Below are 25,231 nucleotides of genomic sequence, written 5' to 3' on the forward strand. Positions count from 1 at the left end.
TGCACGCGGATAAGCACCTCAAGTGTTCGGTTTCTGACAGGTACTCTAGAGGTCGACTCGATGGCTGCATCAGCCGGAACCTGCGACGCGTGCAAGGTCAGCGGCATTCCCTTGATGAAGTTGTCGCTTGGAAAAGATTTCTTCGGCCGCACGTACGACCGCCTCTCGCCCTCGAGCGACCAGAGCCCGATGTGGTTTTGCGAAGGGTGCTCGATGCAGAAGAATCTCCAGCGAGACTTTCGCGACATCCGCGCCGAACACGACAAACTCGCGGCGGGGCAGCACTCCGAACTTTCCGATCAGGAGGCGTTCCAGCGCGCCACGCTTCGGCTCAGAGAGATTGTCGCCATTCTCGGAGGATCGTCCGGCCAATCGACGCTGTTGAACGCGGCGGACGTGAAGAACCTGATCGACCGATTCCAAACGACGACCATGCGGGCCTGAACGCGTAGAGAACGCCCTTGTCCTCATTCGCCCGACATATTTTCGTCTGCACGAACCAACGGAGCGCCGACGATCCCCGCGGCAGCTGTTCGTTGCTCGGCTCGGAAGCGTTGCACGCCAAGTTCAAGCAGGAAACCAAACGGCTGAATTTGAAGAACGTGGTGCGCGCCAACAAGGCGGGCTGTCTCGACCATTGCGCGCAGGGACCGAGCGTCGTCGTGTACCCGGAGGGTGTGTGGTACACCGTCAGATCGGAAGCCGATGTCACCGAAATCATGGAATGTCATGTGATGCAGGGCGAGATCGTCACCCGCCTGGTCATGCCCGATCATCCGGTCCCATCCGAGCTCCCTCCGCTGCCCCGCTAGCGCATAACGCGAGGACCCGATGGCCGTCGAAGAGAAGTGGAAGGCCAACTTGGAGAAGGTGGTCTTCATGAAACGGTTTCCCGGCTTGCTGGCGAATTGGACCGCTCTAGAGCACAAATCCGTCGAAGCGGTGATTCCCCTGACGTGCAAGCAGGGAGCCGCGGCGATCATTTTCCACGATGGCACGTTCACCATCGCGCCGCCCATGTCGGCCGAACCGTACGAACTCGGAGAAACGCTGCAGCGCGCCAGGACATATCTGGCGCGGAGCCATCCGGACGCGTATGCCGAGTATGACCTGTTGGTGAAGAAGGATCAGGATGCGCTCAAGGCGGCCAGGCTCGAAAAGATAATCGGCGCGATCCGCAACAATCTCGAACAGATCCCCGAGTTGAAGGATCGGCTGAAACGTCTCGTGGAGGAATGGAAGTGAGCAGCCTCCCCAAGAAGAATATGTTCGAAATTTTTTCCCAGGGTCTCTTCGAAGGAGTCAAGCCTATGATGGTCATTCGCGATCACCTTGTCCGGCATCCGGACCGGTGCATGCACAACGGCATCTGCATTCCGATCTGCCCGACCGGCGCCTGGCTCTCGACGCCGCCCTACAAGTTCGACCCCTCCCGCTGTCTCGAAAGCTGCCGGCTCTGCTTGGACGCCTGCCCATCGCACGCCATCTACGCGGTATTCAGGAAAGGCGACAAGCTCCTGGAGCCGCAAAAGTAGTAGCGGCGAGCCGACGGCGCAACGACGCGCAGCTTCCTGAGGAAGGCCAGCCTGCATTCAGACACCCCGGAGCCACCAGCCCGGGGGAAGGATTCCTCCCAATCCTTATCGCCCTGATCCCGTTTTGGGAGTGAACGACGCCTCGAGGAGAGTCCGATCGAAACCGGGTGCGACGGCGCCAAATTTTGCGTACCGATACAGCACGACGTCGAAGATCGTCGAGAGGGTGGACAAGACGAGCCCCAGGACCGGGAAATAACAGATCGCAAGCGCCATGATGAGGATGGCGGTCGCGAGGTGCGTCGGGACCAGTCCGGCTCCGATCACGAACGCAAAGACGCCGGGCAGCGCCCAAAAGAAATACAGCACACCGAATCCCAATCCCGCCAGAATATTCTCTCCCCAAGTTCGCCGTAAGAGCTGAACCGATTCCTTGATTGCATCGAACGGACCTGTGCGCTGCGCTACGAGCACGGGCACGACCAGGAATGTGGCGACACTCCATGCCAACCCGAGCATCCTGACGACAAGTCCGCCGATCATGCCGGATCGGCGTTCGATCCCTTTGAGGAGCACACCCACCGTCGCGGACACGACCGCCCACCCGACGATCTGGGGAAGCAGCGACACGGCCTCGCTCAATGCCGTCGAGACGGACTCGGACCGTCCTTCGAATTTCCGCAGCACGGCGAGAGCCAACGCGGCGTTGAAAAACACTCCGACGCCATAGGTCGATACGTACAGGAAGAAGAGGCCGAACGCATTCGCCGACCCGACATGCGGCACATCGTCCGGCACCGGCATTCCGGTGAATCCTTCAATGATGGCCGGAGCCGCGACCACGGCGGTGAGCAGCAGCACACAGACCGAGGAGGCCAGCGGCAGCAGCAACAGCGTCTTCTCCTCTTTGAGGATACGCCAGGCCGCCGCCAAGATCGCTTGCGTGGTGACGATCCTCTGTGTCCACGACGACATCCGCCGAATGCCCCGTTTCGTCAGGCCAACTGCTTTCTCAATCGTCCCCAATAGGCCGTTCCGACATATCCGCAAGCACCGGTGGCGGTCGTAAGGGCCAGGATCCGGTACACCTTGCTCCGTGGGATCTTGACATGGACGGCGGGGTTCAACAGATCGGGAGAGTTCAGAACGAGTTTCAGAGATTCGCCTGCCGACAGAATGGGCCACATGCAGGAAAGACGCAGGCGAGTCTCCAGACGAGGGATGGCCATGGTATACAGCCAGCCCTGATCGAGATGCTCCACGGCCGTCCGAACAAGTCGAGTCAGCACCGGGCGAAAGCGCGGAAGATTGTTGGCATCGAGGAGTTGCTTAGGAGTGAGCCCGGCCTCGGACAACACTACCTCCGGCACGTAACACCGACCTCGCTGCAAGTCGTGAGCGATGTCCTTGACCACATTGGTCAGCTGAAGCCCTTTCCCGAAACGCACACCCACATCCGACATCTCCCGTACGTCCCAGGAACAGAGCGCGCGGCGATGGGCGCACATCAAGTCGGTCCAGAACTCCCCGACACAGCCGGCGACGTAATAGGTGTACCGGTCAAGGTCGTCGAGGGTCTTGAACGAGGTCAGGTCGGCAGCGCTGGTTCCGGGAAACGCCGTCAGGTCCATTTCCATGCCCTGCGTGAGCGTCGTCATGAGTCGCTGCACACGCCGGCGGTCGTCCAACGCGAACGACTGGAACAGGCGAAAACAGTCCTCCAACCGCTCCAGCAATACCCGTTCGGCTTCATGCCGCTGCAGCGGGCCGATTGCCTCCCGGATGTCTTTGACTTGGATCCAGGCGACGCGGTCGCTGATGAACTGCGCTTTCAGCTGGCCGAGATAATCCAGCCGACGTGGGCGGTCGATCAAGTCGGTATCGGCGATAGTATCGGCGGCGCGGGCGAACAAGTAAGCGAGACTGACTTGATCCCGCACATCGGCGGGAACGACGGCCAGAGTCGTATAGAAGAGTCGTGAGACGCGTTTGAGCAGATCGCGGAGCAGTTCCTGCTTGGAGACCGTGGTGTCCGTAGCCACTCCTACTTCACTTCCAGCGTGCCTTCCATCCCCTTGTCCCGATGGCTCGGCAGCGGCCACAGCCGCTTGTCGCAATAGATGGAGAAGACCCCGGGCTTGGACGGCGTGAATCTCACGACGGCCGTCCTGCCGGCACCGACATCCTGCTCGACGGAGAGGCCTGAGGCAGAATCTTTGATGATGAAATTGTGGGGTATGATCGTGGTCACGCTGGTCAGGGTGAATTCGACCGGCTTGCCCGTTTCGACGATCAGATGGGCGGGCGCGTAGGAATAGCTGTCGAGCGTGATCGTGGCACGCTGCACTCCGTCGGCCCCAAGGGGGACCGCAACAGGCACGGCGAGGGGCGGCACATCGGCGGCTGAGGCGAACATCCCACCGGACATCACGGTCGCCAGTGCCGCCAGGAGGGCGTATCGCAAGGGCGACGGCATCATGAGAGGGTTCTAACAGGAAGGCGGAGAACAGGTCAACTTGACCTTTGCCGTTCCAGAGCTATTGTAGAAACCAGCGCCGGAAGCTCTGTATAATTGTGAGTGCTGTGCCGCCGAAACCGTGGCGGCAGAAACACCGCAGGCGCCACGCGCGCAAAGGAGGACGCTCGATGAAGTGGTTGAAAGGCATCTCGCTGTTTCTAATTGCGAACATCCTGATCTACCTGACGCTGTCGGTGACCGCCAGCATCCTGATCAATGTCGTGCTGCCGGCCTTCGGCATCGACGTACGAGGCGTCTTCAGTCAGCAACTGGTGGTCTGGTCGCTCGTCATCGGCTTTGGGGGTGCCTTCATCAGCTTGCTGTTTTCCAAGCAGATGGCCCGGGCAATGCTGCACTGTCAGCAGATAACGGAGCCACACTCTCACGCCGAGCAGGTCATCCATGGTTCGGTGCGAGAAATCGCACAACGTCTGAAAATCACCATGCCCGAGGTCTGGGTCTACGACGCGCCGGATCCCAACGCCTTCGCGACGGGTCCGAGCAAGAACAACTCGATGGTCGCGGTGTCCACGGGACTACTCCAAAACCTGAAGGAGGATGAAGTCAAGGCCGTACTGGCGCACGAAATGGGCCACGTGTACAACGGCGACATGTTCACAACAACGGTCCTGGCGGGGCTGATGAACACCTTCGTCTATTACATCAGCAACCTGTTGGCCTCGATGGTCGGGCAGCCGAGCGGCGACCGAGAAGAGGGGGGCTCGGCGGGCAATCCGATTCTCGCCATAGTCGTCTACTTCTTCCTGCAGATCGTGCTGTCGTTCTTGGCCATGATCGTGGTGAGCTGGCATTCCCGGCGGCGCGAATACGAAGCCGACGCCTTTTCGGCCAAAGTCTACGGCAAACAATCGATGATCGGGGCGTTGCAGGGAATCGACCGATGGGTCAACCGGACGCAGTTCGAGTATTCAAACCAGGATGCGCTGGCCACGATGAAGATCTCCGGCACGTCATCCGGCGTGATGCAACTCCTGGCGACCCATCCGCCCATCGAGGCTCGGATCGCCGCGCTCCAACAACTCTAACCGTCACAGAGGAGGCCATCATGTTGAACCGACTCATCGTCGTCTCCACCCTCGCACTGAGTGGCGGACTCCTGATCGGCCTCAGTAACGTGCGTGCGGAAGAGAAAGGACTGCTCATGGCGTCCAAGACCGCGAGCCTCTATGACTTCACAATGGACGATATCGACGGCAAGCCGATCAATCTGAAGCAATACCAAGGCAAGGCGCTCCTGGTGGTGAATACCGCGAGCTTTTGCGGAAATACGCCGCAGTATACGGATCTGGAAACCTTGTACGAGCAATATCACGAGCAGGGATTCGAGGTCCTGGCGTTTCCGGCAAACAACTTCGGGCAGCAGGAGCCGGGCACCAACGCGGAGATCAAAGGGTTTTGTCTGACGAAGTACAGCGTAAGCTTTCCGCTCTTTAGCAAGATCAGCGTCAAGGGGTCGGACAAGCACCCGCTGTACCAATATCTGACGGAGCAAAGTCCTTTCCCCGGCGAAGTGGAATGGAACTTCCAGAAATATCTGGTCGATCGATCAGGAAACGTGGTCGGGCGCTTTCATCATCGGACGAAGCCCCTGGCGCCTGAAGTGGTGAAGGAAGTCGAACGGGTGCTGGCGCAGAAATAAGCCCTGACCGGGCTTGTCCCGAACGCCACGGCGCTAGCCGCAGCGGTAGAATCCGATGTGCTGTCGATACTCCTGAATCGCCGCGCCCAAGGCGGTGCCTCCGAGGGGGATATTGGCGTCGAGCGTGTCCTCGACGGCGGGATCGTCGATTTCCACGTCGTAGCGGTCCTGAATGTTCGTCCGCACCGGCCCCTGGGACACTTCCCGCGGCATGAAGATTTCTTTCCACACTTCCTTTTCGACTAAGCACACGTCGCGAAACCGCTCGTACAACAATGTAAGCTTTTCCGGATCCGTCACCTTGACGCGGGTTCCCATCTGTAATTGTCGCTCCTGCTTGTTCGTGAATGGATGATTCGCGGTCGATAGGTGTGATCGCTACTTCGTGGGACCTGTCTGGCCGGACGACGCGGTCTCAGCGACTGTAAATCGCATCGTCCCGACTTGGTTGACGGCGTGAAACGGCTGCTGGCCGAGGGGAGTAATGAACAACTTGGCCAGATACGTTCCCGTGGTCCACTTGTCTCCCGGACGCTTCAATTCCAGAAACCCATAGCGCTCATGTCCCGGCACTTCCAAGGTGTCCTTTCCGATCGGCGAGCCGGGAATCGTTCGATCCGGCCCTTCCAGGAACCACTGCGCGCTGAATTGGGCGGGATCTTCCAGCGGCGCCACTTCGAATACGATATAGATGGCCGGCGTCTCCGGTGTGAAGACTGTGCCGGGGTCGATCGGCTTCAACCGGGGATCCTGCGTGTACCATCCCTTGCGTCCGAAGCTGTCCCACTCTACATCGTAACCCTTGGCCATCTTGATCCACACGAAGATCGACTGTGGGATGCCTTTTTTTTGATCGTCGAACGAGGGTAGGATAGTCGGATCGACTTCGGTGTCGGATTGCTCTTTCGGCGCCACGAGATCCCTGGCCGCAGCGGTCGACCAGGAGCCCACTAGGGTCAGCACAAGCAGGACAGACGACACCGTCAGTTTCCCGTCAGGCTGCCATCGATTTACCGGGTCCGCCCGTCCGAGGCGTCGCTGTGAGGTCTCGTCCATAGCGGTTATCGTATCCAGAGGAAGTCGGCGGGGTCAACAACCGACCTCGCGCGATCGACCGACCGACCAACCGGCCCGGAAATGGCGTCCGGTCAACCCATATGGTATGGTATCCGAAACCCTGAAAACAACGAGACATTTTCCTTGAGCGGTTTGCAAGATGTCTCCTCAACACAGCCTCATTCGTCTACGCGCCACAGTCCGGACACTGATCGCCTGCACTGCCGACGCTACGGCTTGTTCGACGGAGCCTCTCAGGCCGTCACGCAAGGCAGCGGCGAACATTACCTGTCCGCTTTCGCCTTGCTGTTGCAGGCCGGACCGCTTCAGCTCGGGATCCTCTCGGCACTTCCGCAACTGATCGGCACCACAGCACAATTGGCCTCTGTGAAGCTGTTGCGGCGTTTCCCGGATCGCAAGTCGCTGGTCCGGATCGGCACCTTCGGACAGGCGCTGTCCTGGATTCCCATCCTGCTCCTCCCGTTTGCGTATCCTGCCTGGGGCTCTTGGCTTCTCATTCTAGGAGTCGCCCTCTATTTTTCCTGCAACCATTTCACGGCTCCGACGTGGACCAGCTTCATTGCGGACCACCTCGATCAACACGAGCGGGGAGCCTATTTCGCCCGCCGCGCCTTGATCGTCGCCGCCGTCAGTTTCGGCGCACTGTGTGCAGCCGGCGGACTGCTCAGCCTCTGGCCGCCCCGCACGGCATGGATCGGGTTCGTTCTGATTTTCTTGACGGCGGGGACCGCGCGGCTGTTCTCGGCGTTTGCGCTGCGACCTGTCCCGGATCTGCCGCACCCGGAATCCCGCTCGGGTCATGACGGGTTCCGTGCCTTCTTGCGACAATCCAGTCGAAGTTTCCACCGGTTCCTCCTGTTTTCAAGCCTGATGCATCTCGCGGTGTTGATTGCCGGCCCCTATTTCGTGCTCTATATGCTCCGCGATCTCCGCTTTTCCTATCTGGACTATGGAGGATGGCTCGCAGCCGGCGTGCTCGGACAGTTGTTGACCCTCCAGACGTGGGGCCGATTCGCCGATCGATTCGGCAATAAGGCGATCCTTTCGATCACGGGCTTCATCGTGCCCGTGCTTCCGATGTGTTACCTGCTGACGACGAACGTGCTCGTCATGACGGGGGTGAACTTCTTTTCCGGGGTGATCTGGGCGGGACTAGCTCTTGGGCTTCAAAACTACGTGTTCGACGCGGTGCCGGGAGAAGACCGCGCAAAAGCCGTCGCGGTGTACAGCACGGTCAACGCCGTCGGGTGGTGCGGCGGCGCGCTGCTGGGCAGCTGGCTCATCGCCGTCTTGCCTTCGCAGTTTGAATGGGCGAACCTGTCCCTGGCATCGAACCTTCCGGTCGTGTTCTTCGTATCTGGCGTACTGCGATTGGTGATTTCCGCGAGACTCATGGGAGGATTCCATGAGCCCCGCGCCGTCCAACAGGCACCGCTCCCGCGGCTGCTCCTGGAACTGCCGCTGCTGAAACCGATGCGGCAGTGGGTCGCAAGCCCTCCCTTTCGACTCGGTAAGTGAGGCTATCGAGGAGCCGAGGGTTGTGCGGCCCGTTCCTGTTCCTCTTGCTTGAGCTTATCGAACGTCCGATCGCCGTGGCTTCGAACCTGGTCCGGCGTCGGCTGCGGCATCGGTTTTGGCGGCTCGCTGGAACAGCCGACTGCCGCCAGCATCACCGTCGAAACGACCAACGCGACTGCCATTCCACGAACGCGCGCTTGTTCAATTATCCCACTCGCCATAGCTGTGCCCCTCCATAAGACTCCGCCGATCCTGCCCGTCACACTCTCCGCCGAAGCCGGTGAAGATCCCTCGGGGCCGACCGGCCATCGGGCATCATACCCTGCCGCGCAACCTCAACACCACCTCACCATCACTTTCCATGCGGTCCCATCAGGTGCTACAGCCGGATTGACTGGTCCGAGGTGTCGCGCTATCCTGACGGCATCTTCATCCACGACACTGACTCATCATGTCACTGCGCGACCGACTTTCCGAAGATCTCAAGCACGCCATGAAAGCGCGCGACCAGCTCCGCATGGATGTCATCCGAATGATCAAGGCGGCCGTGCTCAACAAGGAGGTTGAAATCAAGAAAGATCTCGACGACGCCGAGATGAGCCGGATCATGACCACCATGATCAAGCAACGCAAGGAATCAGTGGAGCAATACGAGAAGGGAAACCGGAGTGAGCTTGCCGCCAAGGAACGACTGGAAATTTCCATTATCGAATCGTATCTCCCCAAGGCCCTGACTCAGGATGAGCTGGCCGACGTCGTCTCGAACGTGATTCGTGAGACCGGCGCGACATCGCTGAAGGATATGGGCGCGGTCATGAAGACCGTCATGAGCCGTCTGGGCGGCCGGCCTGTCGACGGCAAGCAAGTCAGCGATCTCGTACGAACCAAGCTGCAATAGATCGAGTCTTCAGGACTTCACGTTTTTCTTCCCTCCCGGCTTCTCCCTGCTATACTTTTGCTGGCATTTCTCTCGAGCAACGGCGCCTTCCCGTTGACCGACTTCAGTTCACACGAGACGGTCATGACCATCCTCATCGTCGACGACTCTCCGGATCAGCGCGCACTGCTTTCCTCCATTCTCGATAAGGCAGGCCATGCCGACATTTTGTGCGCCGACTCGGCGAAATCGGCGTGGAAACTGCTCACTCCCGACACCGGCGAGGCAAACCGGCGGATCGATCTCATCCTCATGGACGTGTTGATGCCGGAACAGGATGGGGTCGAGGCCTGCAGACAAATCAAGAGCTGCGCCGACCTTCGAGACGTTCCCGTCATCATGGTGACGGCGAACAACGATCCGTCGAACCTGCAGGCCGCTTTCGCCGCAGGCGCCAACGACTACATCAACAAGCCGGTGCAAAGCGTAGAGCTGCTGGCTCGAGTCTCGTCGGCGCTGGCACTCAAGCAGGAGACCGATCGGCGGAAAGCGCACGAGTTGGAGTTACAACGGAGCAACGACGAACTGCAGCGCGCGCTTCGAGAGGTCAAGGTGCTCCGTGGATTGATACCTATTTGCGCATCCTGCAAAAAGATCCGGAATGACGGGGGATTCTGGCAGCAACTGGAGGAATATCTCAGCCAACATTCCGAGGCCGAGTTCAGTCACGGGCTCTGCCTCCCCTGTATCAAACGGCTTTACCCTGGTGTTTACCAGGATTAACTGCTAGGATTTTGGCAACCATTTCCCTCAATCTCTGAGGCGTTGATCCCATGAGCATTCTCATCATTGATGACTCTCCTGACGACCGCGCGCTGCTGCAATCGATTCTGTCCGCCGCCGGTTATGATCATATTCTCTCGGCCGAGTCCGCCGTCACGGCGTTCCGGCTGCTCGGGATGGAGGGGGGCAAGCAGAGCGCCGGCCGCGTCGATCTGATCCTCATGGACATCATCATGCCGGAAATGAACGGTATCGAAGCCTGCAGACAGATCAAAGCCATCGAACGGTACCGCGATACCCCCATCATCATGGTCACGGTGAAGACCGACCCGGTCGACCTGCAATTGGCCTTCGCGGCGGGCGCCCTGGATTACATCGCCAAACCGATCAACAAGATCGAATTGCTCACCCGCGTGCGGTCCGTGCTTCGCCTGGTCCATGAGATTGAACGGCGCCGGGCCCATGAGCAGGAGCTTTTGGAAGTCATGCGCCAGCTCCAGGAAGCCAATCAGATGCTGCTTCGGCTGTCCTGCCTAGACGGCCTAACCGGTATCACCAATCGACGACAGTTCGATGATTTCCTCGATCAGGAGTGGCGGCGGGCTGTTCGTGAATCCACTCCCTTGTCGCTGATCATGCTCGACATCGACCGGTTCAAATCGTACAACGACACCCAAGGGCACACGGTCGGCGACGAATGCCTGCGGCAGGTCGCCAACGCGATCTCCGGAGCGGTCAACAGGCCGGGCGACCTGGTCGCTCGCTACGGCGGGGACGAATTTGTGGTGGTCCTTCCGGGGACGGCCACGGACGGCGCAGCTCAAGTAGCTGAAACACTCCGCCGGAGAATCGAATCGCTCGGTATCACCCATTCCGAGGGAGACGTCATGACCACCAGCGTGGGTTATGCCAGCACCATCCCGAATCGAAGCGCCTCGCAGACTGACCTCATCAAAGCCGCCGACCAAGCGCTCTATCAAGCCAAGCAGGAAGGCCGCAATCGCGCCAAGCAGGCGGGGATACTCTCCCTCGTTCCCCATTCACACGAAGACTAGACTCGGCATCACCGGACCATTTCAGGAATGATTCCGGACGGACATGGCACGCCATCCTCGCTCTTCGGCTCGGCAACGCAGCAAAACACCTCGACGTGGGTCGCGCCCCTCTGCCCCATTCCCTTCTCGACGGCCTAAGCCCAACACGGTCTCCGCTTCATCGAAGAAGCGTCGTGCCGCTGCCGCGCCCGCTGATCCCACGATCCTGTTAAGCCGCTATCAGAACACCCTGCGAAAACTGATGCAGAGCGAGAGTCTCAACAGCGGAGATCTCACCCAGGCGCTTTGTGTAATTACTGAAGCCTGTGCGGAGCTTCTCGAGGCCGAGCGGACGAGCATTTGGCTGATGAACGAACGGCGCACCTCGATCACACAGATGGATTTGTTTCAAGCAAGCACCCGGTGTCACAGCGCCGGCTGCGTGCTCCTAGCGTCGGACTATCCTGCCTACTTCCGGGCACTGGTCACAGAAGAGTGGGCGATCGCCGCGCACGACGCCCATCGTGATCCCCGGACCAAGGAGTTCGTGACCGACTATCTCACTCCCCTTCATATCGGGGCCATGTTGGACGCTCCCATCAGGCAGAAGGGGCAAGTCGTGGGTGTCCTCTGCACCGAGCACGTCCGAGGGACGCGTCAATGGACGGTCTACGAGGAGCAATTCACCAGTTCGCTGGCAACGATGGTCACGCTGGCGCTGGAAGCGGCCGAACGGCGGCAGGCGGAAACCGCCTTGCGTCTTGCCAAGGACGCAGCGGAAGTGGCCAGCAGGGCCAAGAGCGAGTTCCTGGCCAGCGTGAGCCATGAAATTCGCACGCCGATGAACGCCATCATCGGCATGGCCGATCTGCTATGGGAAACTGAACTCACGCCGGAGCAGCGGAAATATCTGCGGACCTTTCGACGGGCCGGCGGCAATCTTTTGTTGCTCATCAACGATATTCTCGACCTTTCGAAGGTCGAGGCCGGCCACATTGAGCTCGAGTCGATCGATTTCGATCTCAACGATCTGGTTGAAAAGGCGATTGAAATTCTGGCGATGCGGGCCAATGAGAAAGGACTCGAACTGGCCTGTCACGTTTCACCGGATGTCCCGCGCGCACTGATCGGAGACCCCAACCGGCTTCACCAGATCCTGATCAACCTTATCAGCAACGCCATCAAATTCACCGACGACGGATCCATCGTGGTCGAGGTCACGAATGACGGCGACAAGGCGACACAGGGCGCAATCCGGTTTTCCGTGACCGACACCGGGATCGGTATTTCAGAGGACATGTTCGAGGCCATTTTTGAGAGTTTTACCCAGGCCAACGCGTCGACGAGCCGCACATATGGGGGAACCGGCTTGGGCCTGACGATTTCCAAGCAACTTGCCGACCTCATGCACGGCCGCATCTGGGTCGAGAGTACGGTCGGACAGGGGAGCACGTTTCATTGCTCAATCGAGCTTGGGGTCCAACGCCGGGCCGCCTCGGCCTCCCCATCGATCCCGATCGATCTTTGCAATGTGAGGACCCTGGTCGTTGACGACCATCCGACAAATCGGATGATCCTCAGAGAAACACTCGCCTCTTGGAATGCCACCGTAACGGATGCAGGGAGCGGAACGGACGCGATCAACGAACTGCGTCGAGCCGCTCAAGCCTCGCGTCCCTATCAACTGCTGCTGCTCGACTGCCGCATGCCGGACATGGACGGATTTTCCGTGGTCGAACAGATTCGACAAGAAAGCCTTGCAGAAGGCCTGACCATCGTCATGCTCGCCTCGCACCAATGGGCCGATGACATTGCGAGGACATACGACATGCGTCTGGGTGGATACATGATCAAGCCCATCCGGCGTTCGGATCTGTTACAGACCATCAGCATCGCCCTCGATCGAAAAAGGAATTCGACGGCCGCCCGCTCGGCCGATCCGCAAGTCGCGCCATTGCCTACGCTATCGCGCGCGCTCCAGATTTTGCTGGTCGAGGACTCGCCCGACAACCAGTTTCTGATCCGATCCTACCTCAGGCACACTCCCTATCAGATAGATGTTGCCGACGACGGCGCAGTCGGCGTCGACAAATTCAAGGCCGGCCGCTATGACTTGATCCTTATGGATATGCAGATGCCTGTGATGGATGGATACGAAGCCACCAAGACGATTCGAGCCTGGGAAGCTGAGCATGATTTGCCCCCCACTCAGATCGTCGCGCTGACGGCCCTGGCCCTGAAAGAGGAGAGCGAGAGAATTCTTCAGTCTGGCTGCAACGCCCACATGACCAAACCGGTCAGAAAGCAAACTCTCCTGGAGGTGCTTCATGCCTGCAAGGGGCTTCGATCATGACACAGCCTCTTCGAGGCCCATCCTCCGGCCTCATTACCGTCTTGGTCGATCCTGATCTTGAGGAGATCATGCCGATCTTCATGAGAAATAGGCGGCGCGACGTGGCCACGCTTCGGATCGCCGTCGACGAGAACGACTTCAAAACCGTGCGGCTGCTCGGTCACCGTATGAAGGGCGACGGCGGTGGGTACGGCTTTGACGCCATCAGCGAGGTCGGCGAGGCCCTGGAGCGGGCCGCGGTCCGAGAAGACCGCACCGTCATCGCGCAGCAGACCGACAGGCTTGAAGACTTTCTCGGCCGTGTACAGGTGGTATACGGAAAGGACCGACTCCAGCGATAATCGGCTGCCAGGCTGACCACCTTAGCCCGACCTACGCCCCCGCATGCGTCTCCTTACTCTCCCGTAGCAGCCGGCGTCCGGCTTGTGTATAATGCCCCGGCGAGGAGATGCGAGCCTGATTCCTCCCCGTTCTCCTTACCGCAGTTGACGCCTGCGCAATGATGCGCGGCAAACCCTGCGGCTTCCGTGCTTGCATCTTCTGCCCATCGTCTCGTGTGGGGGGCTAGCTCAGTTGGGAGAGCACTACGTTCGCAACGTAGGGGTCGGGGGTTCAACTCCCCTGCCCTCCACCAAACCTCGCTTGCGCGTGCCGCCCGCTCTTTATCGCATTATCGTAACTGCGCGGGCGGATAGAAACCTCCGGTCGCTCCTCTCTTAACCAAGCTTGCTCGTGCCGGCGGCTCGTCAGACTAAGCCTCTCATGTATTGAGGCCGCCGGATGAACACGGTTGCATAGTGGGTCAGTTTCCTCTTGCGTCATGCCCGCGAAGGCGGGCATCCAGTCCTCGATCCAGACTCCATGCTGAGAAGAAGTCCTTGACTGGATTCCGCTTTCACGGGAATGACGACTTCAGTGCTTCTGATGGCAAACTGACCATTGTCGGTCAAACGACCGCATGCTCTGCCTACCGAACTAGTCCGCGTTCTGGTTGGGCGTGCGTGCTGCTTGGAATCCAGCTGTACCAGCCCGAACCGATTTCCGTGTCCCGCGCTCCACTCGAAGTTGTCCATGGCGTGGTGCGTGCTCGGCCCGTTCAATATGTATCGCTGTTCATGGGGCCTCGGACGGCCCAGGCCAAGAAAGTTTGGCCGCCCCCTATACCGTTGGGAAAAGCATCGCCGCCGGCGAAGGTGACAACCCATACGGCTTGCCCTGTCGGTGGAGGGGCGACCGCTGTTGCCGACCAGTACGTACCGGCCGTCGCGGTGAAAATATCGGTTGGGACAAACGGCGGGGGAAGGGAGCGGTCTTGCAGACTTTTTAATTCGATTACCGACGGCAGGCGCCAACCAGAGGCGCCCCCCACCAGCGAATTTGTACATAAGACGCGTGAATCATGCCAGCCACGAAGCGTGGCATCCGGAGTCCGGTGCCATACTAACCCGGTGTTGTTATCCCGCACGGCCTCATTGTTGAACTCGGAAAGGATCGTGAAGCGCGATGCACTTGGAATATTGCGATCCCAATTCATACGGTCCTCCTGTATGTACGCCGTGCTGGTCTCATTGAACGGCTTGCTAACGGCGGCGAGTGTAGCACGATGAGATGGCCAAGGCCTACCTGTGTGGTTCGTACCTCGGCTTCATCCGGCTGACAGTCACCTCTGCAGATCGCCTTGTACCCATTCCCCGTCTCACGCGTCGCTAGCGCTCGGCCGGCGACTGGGAAATGACCGGGGTCTTCGCAGCCTCGATCTCAAGATCCCGCATGAGTCTCTGAAAGTCCTTGTCGTTTCGGATAAGCTTTGACGCGGCCAGGAGCAGGTCCTCGATTTCCGCGTCAGTGAGCGACAGGTTCGTAGGGATTTTCATCACCCGTGCCATCTCTGCCGGATCTTCCAATTCAGACAGGCTGGCATTGATGAAATAAATGTCCGCATCAGGCGCGAAAATGTCCGTCTCCTTCCCAGTTCGCTGCCGCAGTTGCGCTCTCCATTGCGCCACCGCCTGGCCCATCAGTTCAAAAGTATCATCCGAGTAGCGGTTGATCGGGATGTCCACCAGAGAATTCAGCACCTTCGAGAGGCTGGGAATCTCATCCAATTTATACTGATTCACATCGGGATCGGTCTCTGCCCCCACCATGAGGTAGACGAGCTTTCGAATTTTCTTTACGCCGAGCACCTCGAATGAACCTTCCAAACTCTCAACGAGCGCCGAGAGCTCCAACACGCTCCGCATACCGATGTTGTCGGCCAGGCCGCCGTCCAAAAGATGGATATAGGGTCGCCGTTCGGCATCGAGATAGGACTGCAGCTCCGTCGCGCGTCGCCGGCCCCATGACGTCTCCTTTATCCTGGTGAGGTACGACGGAGGGACGTAGCCGCACTGTCCGGCGTAGTTCTTGAGCGAAATCGGGCTCAGGACCAGCGGAAGCGCAGAAGATGAAGCGGTGGCCACGGACAGCGGCATTTTGCTGAGATCGGAACAGATCAGATCGAACTGTCGCTGATTGAACTCGAATCGTGAGACGGTCGCCATGTCGGAGGCATGAATGAAGATGATCGGCCGTTGATCGCTTGAGAGCAGGTCATTGAACGTCGCGCCATCGAACAACGCCTCATCGAGCAATTCCGAGAAGACATGCGTCCTCCCGAAATACGGAGACCAGAGCCGAAACCAATTCTGAGGAGACCGTAAGACCCGTGAACGCAGCTCGCTCTCCCAATCCTTTCGGAGGAAGCGATATTCGAAATCATGAAAGATCCGGTCGTGATAGAGGGCATAGTAGGCGGCCGTGAAACTGCCGCCGGAGAGCGCGTTGATCACGGTGAGTTCATCGACGAGCGTCTTGCGATACCCTTCCCACACGATCGGCGTTCTCGCCAATTCGCGCAGGACGCCGTAGGACAGCGCCGAGGCGCGCGCACCGCCGCCGGAGAACGACGCCACGATGAAGAGACTGTTCGTATTGCCGGACACGGACGGAGGCAGGTTCGCGAAGCGATAGCCGTACTCGGAATTCCACCGAGGCAGCGGCTCGTTCATGGTGGGGCGGACAAACTCGCAGCCGACGATCAGACACGACAGAGCAAGCGCTATCCGGACGCCCGACCGCTTCATGACGACGGAAGGGTACAGAATCACCCGTGAGCCGTCAAGGTCACGGCCGGCAGTTCACCTAGCCTATTACATGTACGGGTTTCGCCTGAGACACGATGCGGAACGAGTCCGGATGCACCTGTCTGCTTCTCCCGAGAGCGCTCAAAACGGACAGAGGAGCGCCTCTCCCAGCGGCTTGCCTCCGTCGATGAAAACACGACGCCCCTCCACCCGCAGTCGGCCTTCGGCGAAGAGTTCCACGGCGCGCGGATAGATTCGGTGTTCCTGCTCGAGAATGCGCGCGGCCAGCGTGTCCGGTGTGTCGCCGTCCAGAACCGGAACCGCCGCCTGGAGAATGATCGGCCCTTCGTCGACGCCTTCGGTCACGAAATGCACGGTGCATCCGGCAAGTTTGCATCCCCAGTCGATGGCCTTCCTTTGCACGTCCAATCCGGGGAAGGCCGGCAACAGGGACGGGTGAATGTTCATCATTCGATTGGCATAGGCCTCGATCAGCAGGCTCGTAACGATCTTCATGTAGCCGGCCAATAAGACCAAATCGACCTCATGCCGGCGGAGCACCTCCAGCAAGGCTTGGTCATATGCTTCCCGGCTGTCCGGTCGGCCGGCAAAGGGTTTGGGATCGACGAATATGTCCGAGAGCCCATGTTTCCTGGCCCGCTCCAGTGCTGCGGCATCCTGCTTATTGCTGATGACCGCGACGATCGTGGCGTCAATCCGACCCGCCTCGATCGCGTCGATGACAGCCTGCAGATTGGAGCCGCGGCCGGACGCCAGCACGGCAATGCGAAGTGGGGCGGCTCTGCTAGTCGACATATTCGACCTGCGGCTCTCCCGGATTTGCGCCGACGATCTCGCCGATGACCCAGCCTTGATCCCCCAACACGGAGGCACGTGTTATCAGGGCGGACGCGGAAGAGGCCGGCACTACGAGAATGAGTCCGATCCCCATGTTGAACACCCGATACATTTCTGCCCGATCCACCCGGCCGAGGCGCTTTAGGACATCGAAAACGGGGGGAACAGGCCAGCTCTTCCGATGAATCTGCGCCCGCATCCCGTCCGGCAGCACCCGCGGCAGGTTTTCCGTGATGCCCCCGCCGGTCACATGCACGATCCCTTTCACCGGCTGTTCCGATGCGAGCGCCAGGATCTGCTTGGCATAGATCCTGGTCGGCGTCAGAAGGATGTCTCCGAGCGGACGATCGAACTCGGCCACTCGACTGTCGACGGTCAGCTTCGCCTGTTCGAAGAAGATTCGCCGAACCAGGGAATATCCGTTACTGTGCAGGCCTGTGGACGCCAGGCCGATCACGACATCGCCCGGTAGAATAGACTTTCCATCGATGAGCTTGGGTCTGTCGACCACCCCGACGGCGAAGCCTGCCAGGTCGTACTCCCCGTCCGGATAGAACGACGGCATCTCGGCGGTTTCACCGCCGATCAGCGCGCACCCGGCCTGCCGGCACCCTTCCGCGATGCCTGCGAGAACTTGTTGCGCCCTGTCCAGCGTCAGTTTTCCTGAGGCAAAATAGTCGAGAAAGAACAGGGGTTCAGCTCCGCTGACCGCCACGTCGTTGACGCACATCGCGACCAGATCGATGCCGACCGTGTCGTGCTTGTCCATCAGAAAGGCAATCTTGAGCTTGGTCCCCACCCCGTCGGTTCCGGATACCAAGACGGGATCCGCGTATTTCTTCGCGTCGAAGCGGAAGAGACCGCCGAAGCCTCCAAGATCCGTCAGCACCTCCGGACGGAAGGTCGAGCGAACCAGCGGCTTGATGCGGTCGACAAATTCGTCGCCTGCATCGATATCGACTCCGGCATCACGGTAGGTCGTCATGAGAGGCAGCATCTTATGGTGGAGCAGCCTGATTGGTCAATTGGTGCTCCTAAGGGACTGCGATTTGTTGGAATTCGTCAAGCGATCGGATTTGATCGCCACCGGAACCTGATCCTCCGTTCGTCCTGAGGTGGTCGAACGACGAACGGAGTTGGGGACGCGCTGATCAGAGTCCGGGGTGAGGGTGTCGAACCGACTTCCGTGAGCTTGTCGAACTGCCTGCAGTGAGTTCACCGAGCCGAACGCTCGCCTCTCGCCAACCGAGAGACTTCCGCCCAATCCCCTCGCAGCATGGCTTCCTTTTTCTTGCGGCTCCAGCCCTTGATGCGTTGTTCAGAAGCCAAGGCCTCCTCTCGGGTTGAAAAGACCTCGGAGAATAAGAGCGTCACCGGGCGTCTCGTCGCCGTGAAGCCGGAGACTTGGCCGGCATGGTGTTCGGCCAGACGCCTGTCTAGATCATCGGTATGCCCGGTGTAATACGACCCGTCGGCGCAGCGCACGATATACACCCAGAAACTCATGGAGCTTACCCGGCACTAGATGTAGCGCCCCACAAATTTGTTCATGATCCGTTCGCCCTGAGCCAGTCGCAGGGTCAGTCCTGAGAAGACCAACCGTCTCCTTCGAGAGCCTCAGGACGAACGGTTGGTTGGTCGAAGGGACTGTCCTGAGCCGGTCGAAGGGCGTCGAGTTTCCTATAGTTCCGTTCATGGTTCGACAGGCCTGTCCTGAGCCAGTCGAAGGGCTCACCACGAACGGACTGCTGGGACACAACACTAGAACCTATCTCAAAATTGAAACGCAATAACAAGAGTCAAGACTGGGCACGCCCCGGAGATGTCAGTCGGCCAGACCTGGGAAACCGCAGCGGGTGGTGCGGCGAACGGGGCGCCCCACCGCGCGCAACGGAAGGGCCCCGCTGGGGGATGGGTGGAGTGAGCACGGTGGGGCTGTTTGCCGCGACAGGACCCGCTGCGACGGATCTACCCCCTCTATCCTTCCGGCCGCATCTCCACATCGAGCAGCTTGATCTTGCGGTGCAGATGACTCCGCTCGATTCTTAGATCCTCGGCCGTGCGCGAGATGTTCCAGTGATGCTCCCGCAGCTTGCGCCCAATGTACTCCTTCTCAAACGCGTTGCGGGCATCCCGGAGCGAATCGAAGGATTGTCCCAGCAACGCACTCACCGCGGGCAAGGCCGCCGCGGTCGAAGCTGCTTGGGCAGCGGGGCCGGAGGGACGCACCTGCAAGGCCATCGTGGCCTGCGCCGCATCGATCGTCGCTCCCGGCACGATGATCATCAGCCGCTCGACCAGATTGCCCAGCTCCCGAATGTTTCCCGGCCATTCGTACTGCTCAAAGACCGCCATCGCGTCCGGGGTGATGTCTTTCATCCGCAGGCCCTGCTCCTCCCCGTGCAGCTTGAGAAAATGCCGGATCAGCAGCGGAATATCTTCTCGACGCTCGCGAAGGGGCGGCACCACGATCGGCACCACGTTCAACCGATAGAAGAGGTCTTCCCGAAAGGCGCCCTTCTCGATCTCTTTCAAGAGATCCTTGTTCGACGCGGCGAGGACGCGAACGTCGACCTTCATCAACTTCGTGCCGCCGACCCGGTTGAACTGCTGCTCCTGCAAGGCGCGCAACACCTTGGCCTGCGTGCTCAGACTCATGTCGCCGATCTCGTCCAAAAACAGCGTTCCCCCGTCCGCCTGCTCGAACTGACCCCGCTTCATCGAAGTGGCGCCGCTGAAGGAGCCCTTTTCGTGGCCGAACAGCTCGCTCTCGATCAACGTTTCAGGAATGGCGGCGCAATTGACGGCGACGAAGGGGCGATCGGCTCGCGCGCTGTGCTGGTGGATTCCCCGCGCCACCAGTTCTTTGCCCGTTCCGTTCTCTCCGCCGATCAAGACCCGGCTGTTGGTCGGTCCGGCGGTCTCGATCAATTGACGAAGTTGCTTCATCGCCGGCGAGTGTCCGACGAGCTCGAACCGCCGCTGCACTTTCGTGCGCAGGGATCGATTCTCCTGCTCCAGTCGGTGCTGATCGAGCGCGTGTTTGACGCGAAGCGTGACGTTCTCGAGCGACAGCGGCTTCTCGATGTAGTCGTAGGCCCCGAGCTTGATGGCTTTGACGGCCGTCTCGATCGACCCGTGGCCCGACATCATCATCACCTGGGCCGTGGGCATCAACTCGCGCACGCGCTTCAAGGTTTCCAGCCCGTCCATTTCGGGCATCCAGATATCGAGCAGCATGAGATCGGGCGGGTCCGTCGTGAAAATCTTCAACGCCTCGCCGCCGCTCTTCACCGCCGCCACCTCGTACCCTTCGTCCAGCAGAATGCTGCTGAGGGAAGACAGAATCGCCTCCTCGTCGTCCACCAGTAAAATCGAAGCCGACATAACCCCTTACCCCCTCACTTCTACGCCTTACCCCTCACCGATCACACCGGCAATTCAAACGTAAAGATCGCGCCCTTGGGATGATTGTTGCCGGCCTGGATATGCCCTTCGTGGTCCGTGATGATGCGACGGACGATGGCCAATCCCAGCCCGGTTCCGGTTTTCTTTCTCGTGAAATACGGCACGAACAGCTTTTCCTGGTCTTCCAAGGCGATGCCGGTCCCCTCGTCGGCGATGCTCACCACGGCGCGGCGCCGTTTCGTATCGTACTGGGTGGTGAGCCATACCCGACCCTTCTGACTCATCGCCTGAATGGAATTGTCGAGCAGATTCACCAGCACTCGTTTGATCTGTTCCCAGTCGAACTTCAACGGAGGCAGATCTTCGTCCAGCGAGACGATCAATTCAACGTCCTTGTGGGCGCCTCGATACAGGGCGACCACCTCGTTGATCACGTCGTACAGCGACTGCTGCACCAGCTGCGGCGCGGGAAGTCTGGCGAACTTGGAGAACTCGTCGACCATGTGCTTCAGGCTGGTGACCTCATTGACGATCACGTTCGTCGATTCGTCGAACACACGTTCGAAATCCGAGGCCTTTTCAAAAAACTTCTTCCGCATACGCTGTGCGGACAACTGGATCGGGGTCAGCGGATTCTTGATTTCATGGGCAACTCGGCGGGCGACCTCCTGCCAAGCCGCCACCTTTTGGGCCTTCAGCAACTCCGTCAGATCCTCGAACACCAAGACGATGCCCAAGTCCTGATTCATTTCGTCCTTCATCCTGGAGCCGTGCAGCGCGATCGTCAGGAACTTGCCCTCAACCTCCGCTGTCCCGTCCATCGTCAGGTCGTCCCGTTGATCCACCAGCATGCGGTCATAGAGGGTCTGAAACAGGGCAAGTCCGAACTCCTTGAACACCTCGTTCGCGGACCGGCCGTGGAACCGGTCGGCCGAGATCCCCAGGATCCTCTCGCCCGACGGATTGAAATTCATGATGATCCCGTTCTTCCCGATCGACAGAAGGCCCGCCGCGATGGTCGCCACGACCGTTTCGATGTAGGCGCGACGCCGGTCCAGTTCCAGGTTGTTCTGGCGCAGCGAGACGTTGGCGGCTTCGATCGCGGATTTGCCGCTCTGGAGGTCCGTGGTCATACGGTTGAAGGACTCGATGAGCGTGCCGATTTCGTCCGTGGCCTTGGCGTCGATCCGCACCGACAGATCACCTTGAGCGATGGCTTCCGTGGCCTCGGCCAACCGCTGGATCGGCACGGTGATGCTCCGCGCCACGTAAAAGCCGAACCAGGTCGCGCCGAAGAGAATTAGGACCGTGATCACCGCCACGAACAAATATGCGCCGGCCTTGATCGGATTCTTCATCGCCTTGATCTGTTTGTATTCCTCGTACTGCCGCCCGATCCCGTCCATTTTTGCCAGCAGCGATTCGGGGACGTAGGCATCGACGAGGACGACGCCGCCGACCTCGCCGCCGCGACCGCTGGCGGCAATGGGAGCTGCGGCTCTGACCAGCCGTCCCGTCTGCGCTTCCTGGACCGTATTGGTCTCTTGCTTACCGTTGATCGCCTGGAGCACCAACTGACCCACCGGCAGATCCAGGACCCCGGCCGGCACCTCCGGATCCAGCGACTTCGTGAGGGTCTCCATCTTGGCCGAATAGACTTCGATGCCCGCCACGCCGAATTCCACCCGCTTGCGCGCCATGGCCGAGATCAGAATGTCTCGCTGCGCCGGCAACAGGAGGTCTTCGCGGAAGATTTCATGACTGATCGCTCGTGCGCTGTTGACCGCCAGCGTAATGTGACCGGCGTGCTGCATGCGGGCCACTTCATACGAGTCGCGCATGACCCGATCGATCTGGTCGCTGAACCACACGTCCACCGCCTTATTGACCAACCCGCTCGCGACGAGGGCGAGCAACACCGTAGGAATCAACGAGAAGCCGATGAAGGCCGCCACGAGCTTGGTCCGGAACCCGGAGCCGATGAGCCGATGCCGTCGCTCGAAGTAGGCCTTGATCAGGTTGCGGGACAGGAGCAGGAGCAGAACGACCACCCCGATCAGGTCGAGGTTGATCAGGAGGAGCACGAGCGCGTAACTGGTCGTCGGAATGAACGAATCACTGTCCTCTCCTCCCGGGACGACGACTTGGGTGTAGTAGAAGGTCAGCGAGAGGCAGCACAATAAGAGCAGGAAGACGACGGGAACCGGCCGAAAAAAACTGCGCTTGCGGCGTTCCGGCTCCAGCACAGCGTGCGCCACGCCCATCGGCCGAAGGGGAACATCCTCCTGGATCCTCAGTTCCGCCGCCTCAGGGTGCTCGGAAGCAGGCCACATCGGAGATCCGGTTTGCTTTTGAAGGTTATTCATCGCCGACCTCCCAGGCGTACGATCCCTGGGACGAAGAGTCAAGACTGCTTACTATAGCGGATTTATTCGCTGGTCTCAAAACGTCGCGGGTACGGATCGGATGCCGGACGAAGGTTACTTCCCGGCACTCAGGCTGACGTATTTCATACGCAGCGCGTAGAGCATGTCGCGCAAGACCGCTTGCTCTTCGGTCGTGAGGTTCCCGGCGGTCTTCTCTTCCAGAATCGACAGGAGATCGATGATTTCCTTGGCCTGAGGCAGGTTGACGGGCATGGCCGGCTGTTGAGGATCGAACTTCTCCCCCATGAGCATCAACGAAGAGCTTCCGAGAGAAATGACGAAGGACGCGAACGTCACCGGGAGGTTGGGAGCCTGCCCCGGTTCCGGTGAAACATCGCCGGGCGATTCCGTCTGGGGAGGCGTGGCGGGAGTCTTCTCTGTCGATCCGCTCCCGCGGCGATCCCGAACGACGAATCCCTCTTCCTTCTCGGTGGCCATAGGCAAGTCCAGAACGCTTCGCGCGCTCGCACGCGGGAAATTACCCTATCATAGGGTTCTGAAGGCGCGCAAGGCGCGCCGGCTCATTGAAGCGTCGGTGGAACCGGGTATAATGTCGCTCGCGTTATCCTTACCACCGCGAGACCGAGCATGTCCGAACGGTTCGATAAATTGGCAGAGCTGATGGCGGCCCTGCGGGCGCCGGAGGGTTGTCCGTGGGATCGCAAACAGACCCACGAATCCCTCAAGCCTTACCTGCTTGAAGAAACCTACGAAGTGCTGGACGCGATCGATCATCACGACCGCGCGAAGCTGCCGGAGGAATTGGGCGACGTGCTGCTCCAGATCCTCTTTCATGGCCAGATCGCGTCGGAGAACGGCACCTTCACCCTGGACGACGTCATGGACCGGCTGGCGGACAAATTGGTTCGACGGCATCCGCACGTGTTCGCCGCAGGAACGAACGATACGACGCCCCTCAATGCCGACCAGGTCGTGACCCGCTGGGAAGACATCAAGAAGGCGGAACGGCAGGCGGCGGGACGTCCCGACTCCGTGTTGGACGGCGTGCCCGTCGCGCTGCCGGCGCTGCTGCGGGCCTATCAGATCCAGGCTCGAGCCTCCAGGGTGGGTTTCGACTGGAGCCATGACCAGAGCGGCTTCGATCAGGTCCTTACCAAGATCGAGGAAGAAATCCGGGAGCTGCGCGAGGTCCTGCGTCTGCCGGCTACGGACGGAGCGATCTCTTCGCGACAACGGGAGATCGTCGCGGAATTCGGCGACGTCCTGTTCTCACTGGTGAATCTCGCCCGATTCGTGAAGGTCAATCCCGAAGACGCGCTTCGTCTCTCCGTCAACCGCTTCGTCGAACGCTTCCGGTTCATCGAGCGCGAGGCGGCTCGATCCGGACGAACCGTGGGGGAGTTGTCATTCGACGAAATGAACCGCTTGTGGGAGGCCGCCAAACAAAGCGGCTCGAATCACGCCCAGGACGGTCCTGCATGAATGATCAGCCGGAACCATACCAAGAAGGCAAGCGGGCTGGCATCCATCCGCTCATCGTGGTGTTCAGCGTCCTGCTCGGCTTGTGGCTGTTCGTGGCGCTGATCGTGCCGAGTTCCAAGAACAAGCAGGCGGCCGGCACCGAAGGACCGGCCATGCCGATGATCGAGGATCCAGAAGCCGCGCCGGTCATCTTCAAGGTCGAGGCTACGGTGCCCGACATGAACGCCGTCAGCCTGGTCGTCCCGACACAGGCCACCGAAAGTCAGATCGTGGGCCTGTTGAAGCGACTTAGAAAGGAACGACTCGCAGGCTCATTGTCGGATCTGATCCCGGCCACGACGCCGGGCCACAAGCTGGGCGACCATGCCGTGGCCGACATTTACGTGACCTCCGACGCCAAGTACGCCAAGGCGGACGTGCTCAAGACCCTCACGCGCGGCGCCCATGCGCCGGGCGGACTCTATCCGGATGCGGTCCCGTTCGAAGTGGCCATGGAGGAGATCAGAGGTCACTACCGCATCGACCTCCACAATACGGGCGCCCCCGACAGCGGCTCCGTCGGGTTCGCCGACGAATCGGGCGTCCATTCTAAGCACTATCGAAAAATCTTCTGACT

General features: G+C 59.9%; 28 protein-coding genes and 1 tRNA gene. 15 read left to right on the forward strand and 14 right to left on the reverse strand.

Annotated features, from left to right (window positions below; genetic code table 11):
- The first annotated feature begins 60 nt into the window (after positions 1-60).
- From P0111_12725 to P0111_12740, 4 genes are all read left to right on the forward strand, one after another.
- Positions 61-444, forward strand: a complete 384-nt coding sequence (locus tag P0111_12725) for a hypothetical protein (GenBank protein ID MDF0644886.1) — start codon at positions 61-63, stop codon at positions 442-444.
- Positions 445-461: 17 nt separating this feature from the next.
- Positions 462-812 carry a (2Fe-2S) ferredoxin domain-containing protein gene (locus P0111_12730; protein ID MDF0644887.1) on the forward strand — a complete coding sequence of 117 codons (351 nt, stop codon included), beginning with the start codon at positions 462-464 and terminating at the stop codon, positions 810-812.
- Between the two features lie 19 nt (positions 813-831).
- Positions 832-1,245, forward strand: a complete 414-nt coding sequence (locus P0111_12735) for a hypothetical protein (GenBank protein ID MDF0644888.1) — start codon at positions 832-834, stop codon at positions 1,243-1,245.
- Positions 1,246-1,310: 65 nt separating this feature from the next.
- Positions 1,311-1,535, forward strand: coding sequence for a hypothetical protein (locus P0111_12740; protein ID MDF0644889.1), 225 nt, complete (start codon positions 1,311-1,313; stop codon positions 1,533-1,535).
- Between the two features lie 105 nt (positions 1,536-1,640).
- On the opposite strand, the gene P0111_12745 is transcribed toward P0111_12740, so the two are convergent.
- The 3 genes from P0111_12745 to P0111_12755 are packed head-to-tail and all read right to left on the reverse strand — an operon-like array spanning position 1,641 to position 4,014.
- On the reverse strand, positions 1,641-2,510 hold the full coding sequence (locus tag P0111_12745) for a DUF6159 family protein (GenBank protein ID MDF0644890.1): 870 nt from the start codon (positions 2,508-2,510) through the stop codon (positions 1,641-1,643).
- Between the two features lie 20 nt (positions 2,511-2,530).
- On the reverse strand, positions 2,531-3,577 hold the full coding sequence (locus P0111_12750) for a phytoene/squalene synthase family protein (protein MDF0644891.1): 1,047 nt from the start codon (positions 3,575-3,577) through the stop codon (positions 2,531-2,533).
- A 2-nt stretch (positions 3,578-3,579) separates the two neighbouring features.
- Complete coding sequence (locus P0111_12755) at positions 3,580-4,014, reverse strand: cupredoxin domain-containing protein (protein MDF0644892.1); 435 nt, start codon at positions 4,012-4,014, stop codon at positions 3,580-3,582.
- A 167-nt stretch (positions 4,015-4,181) separates the two neighbouring features.
- Between P0111_12755 and htpX the strand changes: the two genes are divergently transcribed.
- Both htpX and P0111_12765 read left to right on the forward strand, forming a co-directional pair.
- Positions 4,182-5,099, forward strand: a complete 918-nt coding sequence (htpX, locus tag P0111_12760) for a protease HtpX (GenBank protein ID MDF0644893.1) — start codon at positions 4,182-4,184, stop codon at positions 5,097-5,099.
- A 20-nt stretch (positions 5,100-5,119) separates the two neighbouring features.
- Positions 5,120-5,713, forward strand: coding sequence for a glutathione peroxidase (locus P0111_12765; protein ID MDF0644894.1), 594 nt, complete (start codon positions 5,120-5,122; stop codon positions 5,711-5,713).
- 33 nt (positions 5,714-5,746) lie between these two features.
- Here P0111_12765 and P0111_12770 read toward each other — a convergent pair whose 3' ends face one another.
- Both P0111_12770 and P0111_12775 read right to left on the reverse strand, forming a co-directional pair.
- Entirely contained in the window at positions 5,747-6,031 is a 285-nt protein-coding gene (locus P0111_12770) for a hypothetical protein (protein MDF0644895.1), read from the reverse strand.
- A gap of 60 nt (positions 6,032-6,091) precedes the next feature.
- Positions 6,092-6,769: a hypothetical protein gene (locus P0111_12775; GenBank protein ID MDF0644896.1), complete on the reverse strand. Its 678-nt coding sequence runs from the start codon at positions 6,767-6,769 to the stop codon at positions 6,092-6,094.
- 144 nt (positions 6,770-6,913) lie between these two features.
- Here P0111_12775 and P0111_12780 point away from each other — a divergent pair, with 144 nt between their 5' ends.
- Positions 6,914-8,308, forward strand: coding sequence for an MFS transporter (locus P0111_12780; protein MDF0644897.1), 1,395 nt, complete (start codon positions 6,914-6,916; stop codon positions 8,306-8,308).
- Between the two features lie 2 nt (positions 8,309-8,310).
- Here P0111_12780 and P0111_12785 read toward each other — a convergent pair whose 3' ends face one another.
- On the reverse strand, positions 8,311-8,529 hold the full coding sequence (locus P0111_12785) for a hypothetical protein (protein MDF0644898.1): 219 nt from the start codon (positions 8,527-8,529) through the stop codon (positions 8,311-8,313).
- A gap of 230 nt (positions 8,530-8,759) precedes the next feature.
- Between P0111_12785 and P0111_12790 the strand changes: the two genes are divergently transcribed.
- The 6 genes from P0111_12790 (at position 8,760) to P0111_12815 (ending at position 13,989) form a co-directional block, all read left to right on the forward strand.
- Complete coding sequence (locus tag P0111_12790; protein ID MDF0644899.1) at positions 8,760-9,206, forward strand: GatB/YqeY domain-containing protein; 447 nt, start codon at positions 8,760-8,762, stop codon at positions 9,204-9,206.
- Between the two features lie 123 nt (positions 9,207-9,329).
- Positions 9,330-9,968: a response regulator gene (locus P0111_12795; protein MDF0644900.1), complete on the forward strand. Its 639-nt coding sequence runs from the start codon at positions 9,330-9,332 to the stop codon at positions 9,966-9,968.
- A 50-nt stretch (positions 9,969-10,018) separates the two neighbouring features.
- Positions 10,019-11,023, forward strand: a complete 1,005-nt coding sequence (locus P0111_12800) for a diguanylate cyclase (protein ID MDF0644901.1) — start codon at positions 10,019-10,021, stop codon at positions 11,021-11,023.
- 241 nt (positions 11,024-11,264) lie between these two features.
- Complete coding sequence (locus P0111_12805) at positions 11,265-13,355, forward strand: response regulator (protein MDF0644902.1); 2,091 nt, start codon at positions 11,265-11,267, stop codon at positions 13,353-13,355.
- Entirely contained in the window at positions 13,352-13,696 is a 345-nt protein-coding gene (locus tag P0111_12810; protein MDF0644903.1) for an Hpt domain-containing protein, read from the forward strand. Before P0111_12805 ends, P0111_12810 begins: the two co-directional genes overlap by 4 nt.
- A 217-nt stretch (positions 13,697-13,913) precedes the next feature.
- A tRNA-Ala gene (locus tag P0111_12815) sits at positions 13,914-13,989 on the forward strand.
- A 462-nt stretch (positions 13,990-14,451) separates the two neighbouring features.
- Here P0111_12815 and P0111_12820 read toward each other — a convergent pair.
- The 8 genes from P0111_12820 to P0111_12855 form a co-directional block, all read right to left on the reverse strand.
- Complete coding sequence (locus P0111_12820; protein ID MDF0644904.1) at positions 14,452-14,889, reverse strand: DUF1566 domain-containing protein; 438 nt, start codon at positions 14,887-14,889, stop codon at positions 14,452-14,454.
- Between the two features lie 172 nt (positions 14,890-15,061).
- On the reverse strand, positions 15,062-16,504 hold the full coding sequence (locus P0111_12825; protein ID MDF0644905.1) for a patatin-like phospholipase family protein: 1,443 nt from the start codon (positions 16,502-16,504) through the stop codon (positions 15,062-15,064).
- A gap of 117 nt (positions 16,505-16,621) precedes the next feature.
- A complete protein-coding gene (gene purN / locus P0111_12830) occupies positions 16,622-17,296 on the reverse strand; it encodes a phosphoribosylglycinamide formyltransferase (protein ID MDF0644906.1) in 675 nt (224 codons plus the stop codon).
- Entirely contained in the window at positions 17,286-18,323 is a 1,038-nt protein-coding gene (purM, locus tag P0111_12835; protein ID MDF0644907.1) for a phosphoribosylformylglycinamidine cyclo-ligase, read from the reverse strand. The genes purN and purM overlap by 11 nt, the downstream gene beginning before the upstream one ends.
- A gap of 230 nt (positions 18,324-18,553) precedes the next feature.
- Positions 18,554-18,844, reverse strand: coding sequence for a GIY-YIG nuclease family protein (locus P0111_12840; GenBank protein ID MDF0644908.1), 291 nt, complete (start codon positions 18,842-18,844; stop codon positions 18,554-18,556).
- Positions 18,845-19,315: 471 nt separating this feature from the next.
- Positions 19,316-20,725 carry a sigma-54 dependent transcriptional regulator gene (locus P0111_12845; GenBank protein MDF0644909.1) on the reverse strand — a complete coding sequence of 470 codons (1,410 nt, stop codon included), beginning with the start codon at positions 20,723-20,725 and terminating at the stop codon, positions 19,316-19,318.
- Between the two features lie 41 nt (positions 20,726-20,766).
- Positions 20,767-23,112 (reverse strand): ATP-binding protein, encoded by a 2,346-nt coding sequence (locus tag P0111_12850; GenBank protein ID MDF0644910.1) that lies wholly within the window; start codon positions 23,110-23,112, stop codon positions 20,767-20,769.
- A gap of 114 nt (positions 23,113-23,226) precedes the next feature.
- Complete coding sequence (locus P0111_12855) at positions 23,227-23,610, reverse strand: DUF1844 domain-containing protein (GenBank protein ID MDF0644911.1); 384 nt, start codon at positions 23,608-23,610, stop codon at positions 23,227-23,229.
- 150 nt (positions 23,611-23,760) lie between these two features.
- Here P0111_12855 and mazG point away from each other — a divergent pair, with 150 nt between their 5' ends.
- Together mazG and P0111_12865 are read left to right on the forward strand one after the other, a co-directional pair.
- A complete protein-coding gene (mazG, locus tag P0111_12860; GenBank protein ID MDF0644912.1) occupies positions 23,761-24,615 on the forward strand; it encodes a nucleoside triphosphate pyrophosphohydrolase in 855 nt (284 codons plus the stop codon).
- Positions 24,612-25,229: a hypothetical protein gene (locus P0111_12865; GenBank protein ID MDF0644913.1), complete on the forward strand. Its 618-nt coding sequence runs from the start codon at positions 24,612-24,614 to the stop codon at positions 25,227-25,229. Before mazG ends, P0111_12865 begins: the two co-directional genes overlap by 4 nt.
- Positions 25,230-25,231 lie beyond the last annotated feature (2 nt).

This window comes from Nitrospira sp., assembly GCA_029194535.1.
In the GTDB taxonomy this organism is placed as follows: domain Bacteria; phylum Nitrospirota; class Nitrospiria; order Nitrospirales; family Nitrospiraceae; genus Nitrospira_C.